Origin of the sequence: Chryseobacterium sp. ERMR1:04 (assembly GCF_001297705.1) — a bacterium.
Taxonomy (GTDB): domain Bacteria; phylum Bacteroidota; class Bacteroidia; order Flavobacteriales; family Weeksellaceae; genus Chryseobacterium.
In genome coordinates, this window is the sequence record NZ_LIRF01000004.1 from 548,217 (window position 1) to 562,737 (window position 14,521).

11 protein-coding genes, 3 tRNA genes and 1 pseudogene are annotated in these 14,521 nt (G+C 34.8%); 3 read left to right on the forward strand and 12 right to left on the reverse strand.

Annotation, left to right across the window (positions count from 1 at the left end; translation table 11 throughout):
• Positions 1 to 15: 15 nt before the first annotated feature.
• From AMQ68_RS09955 to AMQ68_RS09980, 6 genes are all read right to left on the reverse strand, one after another.
• Positions 16 to 1,608 (reverse strand): GldM family protein, encoded by a 1,593-nt coding sequence (locus AMQ68_RS09955; protein ID WP_054510479.1) that lies wholly within the window; start codon positions 1,606 to 1,608, stop codon positions 16 to 18.
• Between the two features lie 53 nt (positions 1,609 to 1,661).
• Positions 1,662 to 2,357, reverse strand: coding sequence for a gliding motility protein GldL (gene gldL / locus AMQ68_RS09960; protein WP_054510480.1), 696 nt, complete (start codon positions 2,355 to 2,357; stop codon positions 1,662 to 1,664).
• A gap of 67 nt (positions 2,358 to 2,424) precedes the next feature.
• The gene (gene gldK, locus AMQ68_RS09965) at positions 2,425 to 3,843 is read right to left on the reverse strand and encodes a gliding motility lipoprotein GldK (protein WP_054510481.1); all 1,419 of its coding nucleotides are present in this window, start codon (positions 3,841 to 3,843) and stop codon (positions 2,425 to 2,427) included.
• Positions 3,844 to 3,951: 108 nt separating this feature from the next.
• Positions 3,952 to 5,805, reverse strand: coding sequence for a glutamine--fructose-6-phosphate transaminase (isomerizing) (gene glmS, locus AMQ68_RS09970; RefSeq protein WP_054510482.1), 1,854 nt, complete (start codon positions 5,803 to 5,805; stop codon positions 3,952 to 3,954).
• A gap of 25 nt (positions 5,806 to 5,830) precedes the next feature.
• A complete protein-coding gene (locus AMQ68_RS09975) occupies positions 5,831 to 7,393 on the reverse strand; it encodes a DUF4270 family protein (protein WP_054510483.1) in 1,563 nt (520 codons plus the stop codon).
• A 13-nt stretch (positions 7,394 to 7,406) separates the two neighbouring features.
• Complete coding sequence (locus AMQ68_RS09980; RefSeq protein WP_054510484.1) at positions 7,407 to 8,177, reverse strand: glycogen/starch synthase; 771 nt, start codon at positions 8,175 to 8,177, stop codon at positions 7,407 to 7,409.
• Positions 8,178 to 8,347: 170 nt separating this feature from the next.
• Between AMQ68_RS09980 and panC the strand changes: the two genes are divergently transcribed.
• Positions 8,348 to 9,196, forward strand: coding sequence for a pantoate--beta-alanine ligase (panC, locus tag AMQ68_RS09985; RefSeq protein ID WP_054510485.1), 849 nt, complete (start codon positions 8,348 to 8,350; stop codon positions 9,194 to 9,196).
• A 96-nt stretch (positions 9,197 to 9,292) separates the two neighbouring features.
• Here panC and AMQ68_RS09990 read toward each other — a convergent pair.
• From AMQ68_RS09990 to AMQ68_RS10000, 3 genes are all read right to left on the reverse strand, one after another.
• Positions 9,293 to 9,365, reverse strand: a tRNA-Lys gene (locus tag AMQ68_RS09990).
• 75 nt (positions 9,366 to 9,440) lie between these two features.
• Positions 9,441 to 9,523, reverse strand: a tRNA-Leu gene (locus AMQ68_RS09995).
• A gap of 41 nt (positions 9,524 to 9,564) precedes the next feature.
• Positions 9,565 to 9,637: transfer RNA gene (locus tag AMQ68_RS10000), tRNA-Lys, on the reverse strand.
• A 114-nt stretch (positions 9,638 to 9,751) separates the two neighbouring features.
• On the opposite strand from AMQ68_RS10000, the pseudogene AMQ68_RS10005 reads away from it, so the two are divergent.
• Positions 9,752 to 10,266 (forward strand): annotated as a pseudogene (locus AMQ68_RS10005) (shikimate kinase).
• Here AMQ68_RS10005 and AMQ68_RS10010 read toward each other — a convergent pair.
• Positions 10,261 to 10,713 carry an RNA-binding S4 domain-containing protein gene (locus AMQ68_RS10010; RefSeq protein WP_054510486.1) on the reverse strand — a complete coding sequence of 151 codons (453 nt, stop codon included), beginning with the start codon at positions 10,711 to 10,713 and terminating at the stop codon, positions 10,261 to 10,263. The pseudogene AMQ68_RS10005 and the gene AMQ68_RS10010 overlap by 6 nt on opposite strands.
• A gap of 54 nt (positions 10,714 to 10,767) precedes the next feature.
• On the opposite strand from AMQ68_RS10010, the gene AMQ68_RS10015 reads away from it, so the two are divergent.
• On the forward strand, positions 10,768 to 11,508 hold the full coding sequence (locus tag AMQ68_RS10015) for a hypothetical protein (protein ID WP_054510487.1): 741 nt from the start codon (positions 10,768 to 10,770) through the stop codon (positions 11,506 to 11,508).
• 68 nt (positions 11,509 to 11,576) lie between these two features.
• On the opposite strand, the gene AMQ68_RS10020 is transcribed toward AMQ68_RS10015, so the two are convergent.
• Positions 11,577 to 13,094 (reverse strand): FMN-binding glutamate synthase family protein, encoded by a 1,518-nt coding sequence (locus AMQ68_RS10020; protein ID WP_054510488.1) that lies wholly within the window; start codon positions 13,092 to 13,094, stop codon positions 11,577 to 11,579.
• A gap of 55 nt (positions 13,095 to 13,149) precedes the next feature.
• On the reverse strand, positions 13,150 to 14,496 hold the full coding sequence (gene mtaB, locus AMQ68_RS10025; protein ID WP_054510489.1) for a tRNA (N(6)-L-threonylcarbamoyladenosine(37)-C(2))-methylthiotransferase MtaB: 1,347 nt from the start codon (positions 14,494 to 14,496) through the stop codon (positions 13,150 to 13,152).
• Positions 14,497 to 14,521 lie beyond the last annotated feature (25 nt).

The window sequence follows — 14,521 nt, forward strand, 5'->3', positions numbered from 1 at the left end:
TTTAACTTATTAATCTTACTGAACATTAATTAAGATAGAAGAGATATTTTTGACTTGTTGGTTTCCTAAACCTGAAGCAGTTGCTTTAATATCAAAAATAAATACTGACTCTCCCGCTCTCAAGTTTTTCGTTAATCCAGCAGCGTCATCTAAACTATTACCTTTTACTAACAATGCCGCTCTACCAGGAACTTTAACCATAAACTGATTCACCGTAAATGAAACTGGGAAGTCGAAATCTGGTATTACTGCCTGTATAGACTGATTAGCTATTGAAGTAGCTGGCATTGCCAATACATTCTGACCTCTAATTTGTCCTTGTGGCGGCGGTACATTTTTAATTCTGTACTCAAATACCTGAGAAACTGTCTGTCCACTAGGGTTTTGACCTGATAATGTTAATTTAACAGTAGTTCCTGTAGTAGGAGTCACAATCCATTTTCCTGGACCTGTACCTTTTACAACAGCACCTGGAGCAGATAATGAAAGTTTAGAATTGTCCGCACCTAAGATTGATCCTGAAACAGGGTTCTCAAGTCCTCTATACATCACGTTCATCTTATCAGCAGAAAGTAATAATCCTTTTTCAAGTTTTACTTCTTGTGGACCAGCGATTACATTATAAGTATGCGTGAAAGGGAAGTTTTGAGCTTTTCCTGTAGCATCTGTTAATGTAATAGATCCGTTAAGCTTATGCTCACCAAGACCTCCAGTATTTAAAGGAATGTATCCTTTACCATTTTCCTGTCTGCTTACTCCGTTAATTTTAATCTTATTACTGTTTGAATAACTTCCAAGCATAATAACCGCTTCTCCTTTTTTACCAGATTGAATATCTGTAGGTGCTGAAACAATTGCTTCATAGTTATTAAACTTAATACTAGCATCTACTTTCTCTTGAAGTAATAATGCTAATGCATCAGACTGTACGTTTCTTGCATCATTCTGAATAATCCCAAGATTTGATATTGCAGCGATAAGTGACTGGTGAAAGAATTTATTCTGGAACCATGTTTTACCGTTTGGAGATTTACCCTGAGGATATTCAGCAATGATAGACTTATTCGCTCTATCTACTAAATCCTGTAATTGAGTATTTTTCCCAAATGTTGCAGAAATATAATTTCTTACATCATCCATTTTAGCTTTTAATTCTAAAGCGCCTTTACTAGGAGAGTTTTCATCTCCATCTTTAAAGAAGTAACCCATCGTTGCTTCATTATTATTAAGGGCTGCAAAATTTTCGCTTACATCAATCTCTTTTCCTGTAACAGGATCTTTTTCATGAAATTCAGATTGCTTTTTAAGGACATCTTTAATATCTTCAGCTGATTTAACTAATACATCAACTTTAGCTTTCAATACTTTATACTCTTCCCAAGGCGTTGCATAAGTATCTGGTACTTGTTGTGCTTTAGCCTCTAGAGTTCTTTCGAAAATTTTCTCGTTCTTTCTCTCAGTTAAAGTTCTAGTTTCGTTAAGGGCTTTTGTAGAGTCATAAAATGATCTGATGATTTCTGCATCAATATTTAGGGCCATCATAGCGATGAACACCAAATACATAAGGTTGATCATCTTCTGACGAGGCGTCTGTTTTCCTGTTGCCATTCTTTTTCTTTTTGTTTTGGATTAAAAATTAAATATTAAAAATGGGTTGGGAATTAAGACTTCATCGCAGTTAACATACCACCATAAACTCTGTTTAAGTTATTTAAGTTAGATGTTAAACCTTGTAGCTCTTGATTGAATTTTTCTGATTGCTCAGCAGACTTTTGCATATCTGCTACATATTTATTAGCAAATTCTGATTGTCTTTTACCGCTTTCCAATTGCATTACATATAGAGCATTCATGCTTTCCATGTGTGTAGCGGCTTTGTTTAATTGATCATTATATTTATGAGTAGAAGCAGAAACGTCAACAGTTTGGTTGATCTGATCTACAGAATTTGAAAACTTATCAATACCTGTTCTTAATCTGTCAAATAGTTGAACATCTAATTTTGCATCAGCAAGCATCTTGTCCAATTTTGTAGAAAGAGAATTCTCTAATTCTGCAAATTGAGCAGCTGCTCCGTTTTTAGAAGAAACATTTGAATGTATTGGGTTAGGGTTTGCATGTTTATCCAATAATTCAGGATATACATTTTCCCAAGCATAAGACTCTTCAGATTTTGGAGGGTCAAAAGCGAAAATAATAAAGATAATTGCCTCTGTAATAAGCCCTACCGTAAGAGCAATGTTACCATTGATTGGTCCAAATGAGATGTGAGTAATTTTAAGCCAAGCTCCAAGAATTACAATTGCAGCACCGAACGAATAAAAGAAATTCATCCAAGCATCTTTAGTCTTAAACATATAAGTTAGTTTTTTTTAATGTTAAATAAAATTGTTATTGAAAAAATAAATGTCCGATAATTATTGATTATCTGTTAACTTTTCTCGGCTTAACAGCAGCTTCAGGAATATCCTGTACCGTTCTAAATCCGATATAACTTCTCGCTGAATCTTTTCTTTCCCAATCTCTTGCACCAGTCATAAGCATGTAACCTACGTCTTTCCAAGAACCACCTCTTACAGATTTATTATTATCAGTTTTATTTTTAGTAGAAGGATTTAAAGTAGAAGAGAAACCGTATGAAGAATTGTTATAAGCAGACAATGTCCATTCAGAAACGTTTCCAGCCATATCAAACAACCCATATCCATTCTTCTTAAACTTCTTTACTGGAGCAGTATATGTATAAGTACCTTTTTTCTCGTCCTCCATGTAGTTACCTCTTTTCGGTTTAAAGTTTGCTAAGTAGCAACCTCTATCATCCATTAAATATGGACCACCCCAAGGGTAAGTAGCATTTTGCATACCACCTCTAGCTGCATATTCCCATTCGATTTCTGTAGGAAGACGGAATCTCAATGGTCTTTGTTTTTTTCTTTTTAAGCTTTCGTTGTAATCAGTTTTCAATTTAGATCTGAAAGTACAATACGCTCTTGCTTGGTCCCAAGTTACCCCAACAACAGGATAATCTTTATAAGCTTTATGCCAAAAATATTGTTCAAATAATGGCTCATTATAAGCAAAGTGGAAATCTTTTACCCAAACTGTAGTATCTGGATAGATGGCAATACTGGAATTTTTAAGGAAGTTTACCCCTCTTTCTTTTTCAGCAAGTGCAGCATCCATATCTTCCCACTGATAATTATATTTTAATTTACTAACATCTAGGATTCTTTCGTTACCCATTCTTGATGAAGCTGGTAAATACAAAGATTCTAACACTTCTGCATATTCTACATCAGGATATTTTGTTGTACTCCAATGTAAAGGAATTTTCCAGTCTAATCTCTTATTTACATCAAATCCACCTTCTTCTCTACCTCCTTGTCCCTCTAAATACTCTTGATAAGGCGTTAAGTTTTCTTCTTTTTTAGCAAGGTATGCGTAATCTCCTATGCTTGCTCCTTTACGACCACCTTCACCGCCTTCTCCAGCAGCTTCAGCAAGTAAAGTTCTAGCAATTGAATCTCTTACATAGTTGATAAACACCCTGTATTCTGCATTAGTAGTTTCAGCTTCATCCATGAAGAAAGAAGAAACAGTAACCGTTTTCAATGCTGCTTTCTCAGGAGTATTTGTTGGATCCTGATCTGCTAAACCAGCAACAAATGATCCTGCAGGAATTGCTACCATTCCGTATGGTCTTTCCGCAACAAATGATTTTGTTTTTTCTCTTGGTATCAACTCTCCTTTTGTTCCTGGCTTCCCTACAGAAGAGCTTCCACCACCTGAACAAGATACCGACGCTACCGACGCAGACAATAATAAAAGAAATATCCTTTTCATGTTAATTTTTATAATTAAGCCGTAAATATATAATTTTTTTAAGAAACTTTTAAGATTTTTTTTGAAATAACGAAAGAAATCTAAATTTACTCTATTTACGAGTATGTTTTATTCTACAGTTACAGATTTCGCAAGGTTTCTCGGCTGATCTACATTGGCACCTCTATACACAGCGATATAATATGCTAAAAGCTGTAAAGGCACTGATGCAACAATTGGAGAGAAACATTCCGAAGTCTCAGGGATCTCAATAACATAGTCTGCCATTTCGCTTACCTGTGTATCTCCTCTATTTACTACTGCAATAATTTTTCCTTTTCTTGCCTTAATTTCCTGAACATTACTTACAATCTTATCATAGTGCCCTTTTTTAGGAGCAATGATAACAATTGGCATATTTTCATCAATTAATGCAATAGGACCGTGCTTCATTTCTGCAGCAGGATATCCCTCAGCATGTATATAAGAGATTTCTTTTAGTTTTAATGCACCTTCAAGAGCTGCAGGATAGTTATATCCTCTTCCTAAGTATAAGAAGTTTGTAGCATCTACGAAATCTTTTGCAATACTCTGAGTTAATTCATGAGTAGCATTAAGGACATCTTCTATTTTCTTAGGAATAGCATCTAATTCAGCAATTAAGCTCATAAATTCAGCATTTCCTAAGTTACCATTATGTTTACCCAGTTTAAGTGCAATTAAACTAAGAATGGTAAGCTGAGCTGTAAATGCTTTTGTAGAAGCTACCCCAATCTCAGGTCCTGCGTGAGTATATGAACCTGCATCTGTAATTCTAGCAATAGATGAATCTACCACATTACATATACCATATATAAATGCACCTCTTTCTTTAGCTAATTTTAATGCTGCCATTGTATCAGCAGTTTCTCCCGATTGAGAAATAGCAATTACAACATCTTTATCCGTAATAATAGGATTTCTATATCTGAATTCTGATGCGTATTCTACTTCTACTGGAATTCTCGCGTATTCCTCGATAAGATATTCACCAATAAGTCCTGCATGCCAAGATGTTCCGCAAGCAATGATGATAATTCTGTTTGCATTTTTGAACTTCTCAACATGATCCCAAATTCCAGCCATTTTGATTACTCCTTCATCAAGAATCAATCTACCTCTCATTGTATCATGTACAGATTTTGGTTGCTCAAAAATTTCTTTCAGCATAAAGTGCTCGTAACCACCTTTCTCAATCTGCTCTAAACTCAATTTAAGTTTCTGAATTTCAGGCTCAATTTTAGAATTATCATTAATAGTTCTGATATCTACTCCATTTTCCAATGAAATAGTCGCCATATGGCCTTCTTCTAAATAAATTGCTTCTTTGGTAAACTCCACAAAAGGAGAAGCATCAGATGCAATAAAGTATTCTTTTTCACCAATACCAATAGCTAATGGAGAACCTAATCTTCCAACTACCAATACTCCTGGATAGTCTTCATGCATTACTGTAATTGCATAGGCACCGTACACCTCATTAAGAGCATATCTTACTGCTGTTGGGAAATCCATTTCAATATTAAGATCCATAAAATACTGGATAAGATTGACCAATACTTCAGTATCTGTTTCTGATTTGAATGTAAATCCTTTTCCAGTAAGCATTTTTTTTATGGTATCATAATTTTCAATGATACCATTATGAATAATTGCAATCTTATTATTATTAGATAAATGCGGATGAGAGTTTCTATCACTTGGAACACCATGAGTAGCCCAACGTGTATGTCCCATTCCTATTGTAGCAGTTCCTTTTAAATGGCTAGCAATATTAACAAGATCTTCTACTTTACCTTTTGTTTTTTCAACTTCAAGCTTGTTATTTTTATCTTCAAGAACAATCCCTGCACTATCATACCCCCTATATTCTAATCTTCTAAGACCATTGATTACTATTTCGTAAGCGTCTTGAAAACCTGTATATCCTACTATTCCGCACATAATTTTATCAAGTGTTTTTTAGTTTTTATTTTGTTCCGTAAATAATTATTAATTGCATTCTATGAGCATCTGTCGATTTAGACCCTATAAATACCGCTCTGTCCACAGCATATGGTCTTGATGTATATTGATATCCAGCTAAACTACCTGCTGTATTAGTTAAAAAGTTACCTAAATCAATCTTAAAATATTTATTAGCAATAGCTTCATCAGTAAGAGTACCGTCAGCTGCCTCAACAATATCTTTTACAGATTTTGTAACCGTAAATTCATAATAGCTAGGATTCTTATCTAAATTATAAGCTCTGTAAAGTGCAAAATTGTTAGATGCTGTCAAATTAACTAAATCTGTTGTAAATGCTGTAGTAACACCATTTGCATCTTTATCCCTCTGAACAATTGTGAAATTTTTAGGCTTTGCATATTGATTCGTCCAATTAACATCATCAGTATATACTCTGATTTTCGCACTGATAATAGCTGCTTTATTATTTTTATATTTCTTTTTAAGCTCGTTAATTGTTTCAACAAGAGGAAGTTTAACCCCTATTGAAGGACCACCCATACCCTGAGCGTATAATCTTTCGTCTCCTGTATTTTGATTACTTCCGTCAATTGCAGCTTTAGAAGGTGTTCCAAATCTGTCATATTCATAATTTCCAATGTGAGCGTTCGCTGAACCTAGAGCAAATGTATATGTTGTTTGTGGTCTTGTTATAGTACCATTATCATTTTTATCATTTTTATAGTACATCACTAACTCCATATCATTAGGAGAAAACTGAGTCAAATAGGCATCACTTTCTTCAACAGAAAGTTTCAATCCTTTGAAATGTCTAATAAAATTCGATACATCACTAAGCTCTGGCTGACCTTTCTTATCAAGAATTTTAGTCTTGAAGAAACTTGCTGATAAAGGAATTCTAAATCCTACCGCTGATGTAAACAATGAAGATGCATCTGAAGTTTTAGTAATCGTTACAGAATTCACCGTTCCTGTGAAATCTTTTCTTCCTAGTTCCTCTCCAGAACCATAAACTTTATTTGAGTAAGCAATATCAGCAGCCCCATTTAAGAATTCAGTAACCTCATTTACTTTTATCGTAAGTTTAGGAGCTTTTGTTCTTCCATATTTGATGGCAGGGTAAGTATTTACCACCTTTTTAGCGGGCACATTTCCATCTGGATATGTATAGCTTTCATTGGTCGTTGTTGTAATAGAATCTGAAGCGTAAGTAGGTTTAATCACCAAAACAACAGAGTCTATCGCTGCATTAGTTCCAAAATCAGGATTATAACTTGGCAATCTTAACTGTGTATAATAAGAAGCTTTCTGCTTGCCGAACTGGGCATCTTGTACGCCTCCCAAAGTGGCTAGTCCTAATTTGGCAGCATCACTTCTAATACTATCATTATTATTAATGTTATAGGCAATAAGAGGATAAGATACCTCTTCCCCATGTGCAGCTCCGTCTAAGAATAATTGTTCACCTAAAGAATCCGGATCGGGTTCGCAATTATAAAGCAATACACTTCCAAAAATCGCCAAAGAAATTATGGCGAAAGCTTTTTTAATACTATAAGTCATTAAAATGTGTTTTTTAATAAAGTTGGTTTATAGAATCCACATCGAGATATTCAGATTTTGTAGTTGTAGTTTCGTTGAAGGCTTTATCTAAGTCTCCATCTAGGAATTCATCTCCTTTTACGACTGCGTCTACATAGTTCATACTTTCAATTACAAAACTTTGAACACTCGGATTATCTAACGCTTTTAATCCTGAAATATTGTCAAATTTCAATTTTTCAGTTATTTTTTTATCAAATGCAGCATCCTTTTCATTATATAATGAAAGAACAATTTTCGCATCTTTGAAATAAGTATCTGATTCGTAGTACGTTTTAAGATAAATTGGAACGAAAGAAGCCATCCATCCGTTAAGATGAATAACATCAGGTACCCAATTCAACTTTTTAATCGTCTCAATTACTCCTCTGGCAAAGAAGATTGCTCTTTCGTCATTATCGTCGAAAGGAACTCCTTCATCATCAAAGTAATATTGTTTTCTTTTGAAGTATTCTTCATTGTCTATAAAGTAAACCTGCAATCTTTCCCCCGGAAGAGATGCTACTTTAATAATTAGAGGCTGATCTAGATCATTAATAATAATATTCATTCCAGAAAGGCGAATAACCTCGTGAAGCTGGAATTTTCTCTCACTTATTTGTCCAAATCTTGGCATAAAAACTCTTACATCATTGCCTTCATTGTGCATCTTAAGTGCCATTTTGTTTACCACTGTAGCCATATTAGTGTCTTCTTGATATGGATACATCTCTGTAGTAATGTACAGTATTTTTTGATTCGGCATAAACTTCTATCTAATTTTTTTTAAAAATGCTTAATGCGCAAAATTACAAAAAAACATCCAACATTATTTTAATTAACATTTTTTTACGAAAATTACCTTTTCCAAATTGCTAATACCGCACTTTATTATGTGATATTTTTAGTATTTTTGAATTGCTATTAAAATAAACTATGGAAGTTTTAAAAAACAAAAAAACACTTCAGGATTTCATTGAAAGACAGAAAGAAATGGGCAAAAGAATAGGTTTTGCCCCAACAATGGGAGCCTTACACAAGGGCCATCTATCTCTGTATGAGGCTGCAAAAAAAGAAAATGATCTAGTAATTTCTTCAATTTTTGTAAACCCAACGCAGTTTAATAATCCCGAAGATCTTGAAAAATATCCTAGAGATGTGAATAGAGATCTCTTAATTTTAAAGAATTCAGGACTGGTTGACGCTGTTTACATCCCCAATGTAGAAGATATTTACCCGGAAAAAGCAGTAAGCCAACACTATGATTTTGGAGGTTTAGAGAATGAAATGGAAGGAAAGTCCAGACCGGGTCATTTTGACGGTGTTGGAACAGTCGTTGAAGAGCTCTTCAAACAAGTAAAGCCCGACAATGCTTATTTTGGTGAAAAAGATTTTCAGCAATTAGCTATTATTAAAAAAATGGTAGAAAAAAAGCATCTTACGGTAAAAATAAAAGGAGTTCCTATTTATAGAGCAGAAAATGGATTAGCATTAAGTTCAAGAAACCAAAGACTCCATGAAGACCGAAGAGAAGCTTCAAAAGTTATTTACGAGATATTAACGAAAGTGAATGAGTGGTTCAGAGTGGTAACCATTCCGGAAATCAAAGTAAGAGTTCAGGATATGTTAGATCATCAACAAGGAATGCAATTGGAATACTTTCTTATCGCAGATGAAGAAACACTAAAGGAAACTGATTTCTTTTATAAAGACAGAAAATTCAGAGCTTTTATCGTGGTAATGGTAGATGGTGTGAGATTGATCGACAATATGCATTTAGAATAGGATAGACATAAAAAATCAAAGGCTACCGTTAGGAAGCCTTTGAACACCAAATCACAAAATATTAATATGAAAAAAATTTACTTTTCAGTAAACTTGTGACCCGGCTGGGATTCGAACCCAGGACCCATACATTAAAAGTGTATTGCTCTACCAGCTGAGCTACCGAGTCGGTCACTAAATTTGAGATTGCAAAGGTATAAAAAATATTTTACATACTCAAATAAAATTTCATTTTTTTTTGCAGTGCCTGCGACTGGATTCGAACCAGCACATCCGTTGGAAACCACCCCCTCAAGATGGCGTGTCTACCAATTTCACCACGCAGGCTAAAAAGAATTACAAAAATCTAGTAATCATTTTTTCGCTTGTGACCCGGCTGGGATTCGAACCCAGGACCCATACATTAAAAGTGTATTGCTCTACCAGCTGAGCTACCGAGTCGGTCACTTTGATAACGATTTGCAGTTGTGTATTGTTCCTCGTTTTCAGTGGTGCAAAGATAGGACTTTTTTCATTATCTCAAAACTTTTTCGCAAATTTGTTTAAAAAAAATTCATGATTATTTCATTGGTAGGGTACATGGGGAGTGGCAAATCTCACATTTCCAAAATATTAAGCGAAAAAATAAATTTTAAATTAATTGACCTAGATAAAGAGATTTCTAGGCGAAATAAATTAACCATTCCCGAAATTTTCGAAAAAAAGGGTGAAATTTACTTTAGAAAGCTAGAAAGGGAAACTTTGGAAGAGCTATTGGCTACTGAAGAAAATCTTATTTTAAGCCTTGGTGGGGGAACTCCTGTTTATTATAATAACATGGAGATTATAAATATGAACTCTAAAAGTGTTTTTTTAAGAGCTTCTATTAAAACTTTATCAGAAAGGATTTCAAAACAAAAGAGAAAAGGCCGATAATAGCCAACATTTCGGATGAAAACCTTCCTGAATTTATTGCTAAGCATTTATTCGAAAGAAACGAATTCTATAGCAAAGCACAGTTTAATGTAAATACAGATTCCAGAGAACCGGAAGATATCGTTAATGAAATTATTGAAAAATTGTATTTATAAATCTTTTTCAATTTTCTCATCATCATTTGAGTCCTCTTTCTCACCAAAAAAGTCATCCCAGTCTGTAAAATCTGCAGCGATATCATTTCCTGCATATTCATCCATGTCTCGTCTGTCTTTTTTGGTGGGTCTTCCTTCTCCCCTAATTCTATAGTAGTCTTGGGTCATTTTACGCAATTTGAGTGTTTCATATTGCTCCTTATCAGTCACGTCTTTGATATGAAGAGGAACCAGCTTTGCACCCATTCTGCTTTTAGGGATCTGAATGACTTTAATCTTGTAATCAATTTGATTTTTACGGATCTTAATGACATCACCCTCCTTCACCTCTTTAGAAGACTTTACAACCGATTCGCCAATGGAAACTCTATTTTTCTTAATCTCCTCAGTAGCAATGGTTCTCGTCTTATAAAAACGAATGCTCCATAAAAATTTATCTATTCTCATAATTTTTTATACTTTTGTCGTTATATTATTTGTAAAGTAATCAAAGTTTTTGAAATGAAAAAAATATTTTTATATATCCTTATGGGATCTTTATGCTTTTCTGCATGTAAAAAGGATGATGATGTGGCAACTTATGTAGAACCAGAAGACATCGCAGTACAAAATACTTATGATGATCAATCTATCGATAAGTTTTTAGATGCTAATTATTTGGATACCCAAGGAAATATAAAGGCCTTCAGTGCTACAGATACAGCCGATGATCATCAGACAAAACTAAGTGCATTAGTTCCTGCTCCCGTTAAACTTCCTTCAGGTGTAGTTTATATTACAAGAACTGGAGCTCAGCCTAATCCTGGAACGACTATTGGCTCTTCTGACATCCTTAGAGTAATGATGAGAGCTAGAACTTATCTTGCCGCAAATACAGATGGAAACGTAGCATTTATTGGAGCATCAGATTTCATCAATACAATTGATGGTGGAGGTTCTCCTATCACTGATCCAATGTATTTTTATTATGTGACAAATACTGTTTTGAACAAGGCTACAACTGACGCAGCAAAACAAAGAAATTATTATGAAATTGAAGGTTTTAAAGAAGGTTTACAGAAATTCAAAGCATTTGATATTCCTAATGGAAGTCCATACAACTTACAAGGTGTAATCATTGTACCATCAAGAGCTGCTTATGCGAGAGATGCTAATTATTATAGTACTGGCTTTAGAAATAGAACTTTTGTTTTCAACTTCCAAGTTTATGGAACAAAGGCAAGACCTGCCGATCAAGACTAATTCATATTAAAATATAACGACAAAAGCCTCAATTTTAATTGAGGCTTTTGTTATTTTGAAATTCGAGTTTATGACCTTGCTTTCTGTTTCACATTCCCTAAAATATCAGGGAAATAAAGGTCTGCCAAATGGTCAAACTCATCACCTCTCATAAACATTGTAGCATCTACTTCTTCATAAGAACTTCTTCCTGCCGCTGCAATCAATTCATTACAAGTGTGCAATGTATTTTTATGAAAATGGTACACTCTTTCTGCCTTATCGGTAACATCAAGCCCTTTAATTAGCATTTTATCCTGTGTCGCAACTCCTGTTGGACATTTGTTGTTATTACATCTCAAAGCCTGAATACAGCCTAAAGAGAACATAAATCCTCTTGCATTATTACACATATCTGCACCCATTGCAACGGCTCTCAGGATATCTAAACTTGTTAAGACTTTTCCGCTGGCAATTACTCTCAGTTTATCTCTAACATTATAGCTATTCAATGTTCTGTTGACAAAGATCAAAGCTGGTTCTAGAGGCATTCCTACTCCATCAGAAAATTCCGGTGGTGCTGCTCCTGTTCCTCCTTCTGCTCCATCAATTGTAATAAAATCAGGGTAGATTTTTAATACATTCATCTGAACACAGATATCGTCAAACTCTTTGGTATCTCCGATACACAATTTAAATCCAACAGGTTTCCCTCCCGAAAGTTCTCTCAATTGCTGTACGAACCTCAACAATCCTGCTGCATTAGAAAAAGCAGAATGCGAAGGTGGAGAAATAATGGTCATTCCAGGAGTGACGTGACGAATTTTAGCAATTTCCGGTGTATTTTTTACTCCTGGTAAAACCCCACCATGACCTGGTTTTGCCCCTTGAGATAATTTAATCTCAATCATTTTTACATTGGGAAGCGTGGCGTATTTTGTAAATAATTCAGGGTTAAATTTTCCTTCGTCATCTCTACATCCAAAATATCCCGTTCCAATTTGCCAGCAAAGATCACCTCCTTCCAAGTGATGCGGAGAAACTCCTCCTTCTCCTGTATTGTGATAAAAATTCCCTTTTTTAGCGCCTTTGTTTAACGAAATCTGCGCCCTGTCGCTCAATGCACCAAAACTCATTGCAGAAATATTAAACAATGAAGCATGATAAGGTTGAGAACATTGCTCCCCTCCTACCCAAACTCTCGGCAATTCTTCTGAAGGAGATTTAGCATAAATAGAATGCTTAATCCCTTCATATTTTCTATGATTAACTTCTAATTGAGTTCCAAAAGGCACCGTATCGCTCAGGTTTTTTGCACGTCTGTAAACTGCAGAACGTTGATTTCTTGGAAATGGTTTCCCATCTGTTTCTCTTTCGATGAAATATTGTTGCATTTCTGGCGAAATACTTTCAAAGAAATACCTGAAGTACCCAACCACAGGAAAGTTCCTTAAAATAGCGTGTTTCGACTGATAGGCGTTATATACGCCCAATGCGTAGAAAGCAGATAATAGAACGGGGATCCAATAATCTGCTCTGATTAGTAAAGCTACAATCCATGCAACAGTTACTAATACAATTCCCCAAGATAAAAACTTATCTCTCATAGAATGTAGTATTTAAAAGTTTAAAATAAATTTAGTGGAAATTTAGCAAAAAAGACTATGCTTTTGCTAAAAAACTTTCATAAGAAGATTGCACAGAAACTGTGCCATCTGACAGGATTTTTTCTAAATTTAGAAATTCGATCTGGTTTACAGATGCTTGGTCAAAATCTTTTTGAACTCTCACATAATTTTCTGTGAAGCCATACATTTTGCCGTCTTTATTTTCGTGCTCCCAAAGTACTGGAAGCGTTTTTCCCAATTGGGTTTGATAAAATGCCATTTTTTTCTTTTCAGAAAGAATTCTAAGCATTTTGTTTCGTTTTTTTCTTTCAGGGATCGGAACTACCCCTTCCATACCTACTGCTTCCGTATTTTCTCTTTCAGAATACGTAAAAACATGTAAGTAAGTAATAGGAAGATTATTTAGAAAATTATAGGTTTCCATAAATCTTTCCTCCGTTTCTCCAGGGAATCCAACAATCACATCCACGCCAATAGCTGCGTCAGGCATTACCTCACGAATTTTATTGACTCTGTCATTGTATAACTTCGTTAAATAACGACGTTTCATTTTCTTCAACAAATCATCGCACCCCGATTGTAACGGAATATGAAAATGCGGAACAAAACTTTTACTCTTAGAAACCAATTCGATACTTTCATCCTTTAAAAGATTCGGTTCGATGGAAGAAATACGGATTCTTTCGATCCCTTCTACTTGATCAAGTTCAGAAATTAAATCCAGAAAAGTATGTTCGTGTCTTTTGTTTCCGAATTCACCTTTACCGTAATCACCAATATTCACACCGGTTAAAACAATTTCTTTGATATCTCTTCCGGCGATTTCTTTAGCGTTTTTCAGAACATTTTCGATGGTATCTGAGCGGGAAATCCCTCTGGCTAGTGGAATTGTACAATACGTACATTTATAATCGCAGCCATCCTGAACTTTTAAAAAAGCTCTGGTTCTGTCTCCGATTGAGTAACTTCCGATAAAAAAATCAGTTTCTTCAATTTCACAAGAATGAACGATACCCTCACTTTCTGATTTCTCTAAATCATCAAGATAGCTTAGAATATTGAATTTTTCTTTGGCTCCAAGAACCAAATCAACTCCGTTAATCTGCGAAATTTCTTCAGGTTTCAACTGTGCATAACATCCAACAATTACGACCAACCCTTCCGGATTGGCTTTCATCGCTCTCTTTACGTGAAGTTTACACTCACGATCTGCATTCTCAGTTACTGAGCAAGTATTGATTACATAAATATCTGCTTTTTCGTCAAAGCTTACTTTATCATAACCTGCATCTGTTAATTGGCGGGCAATAGTAGATGTTTCCGCAAAATTTAATTTGCAGCCGAGTGTATGAAAAGCGGCAGTTCTATGAAAATGAGACATTTTTTACTCCTGATTTTTATGGGTG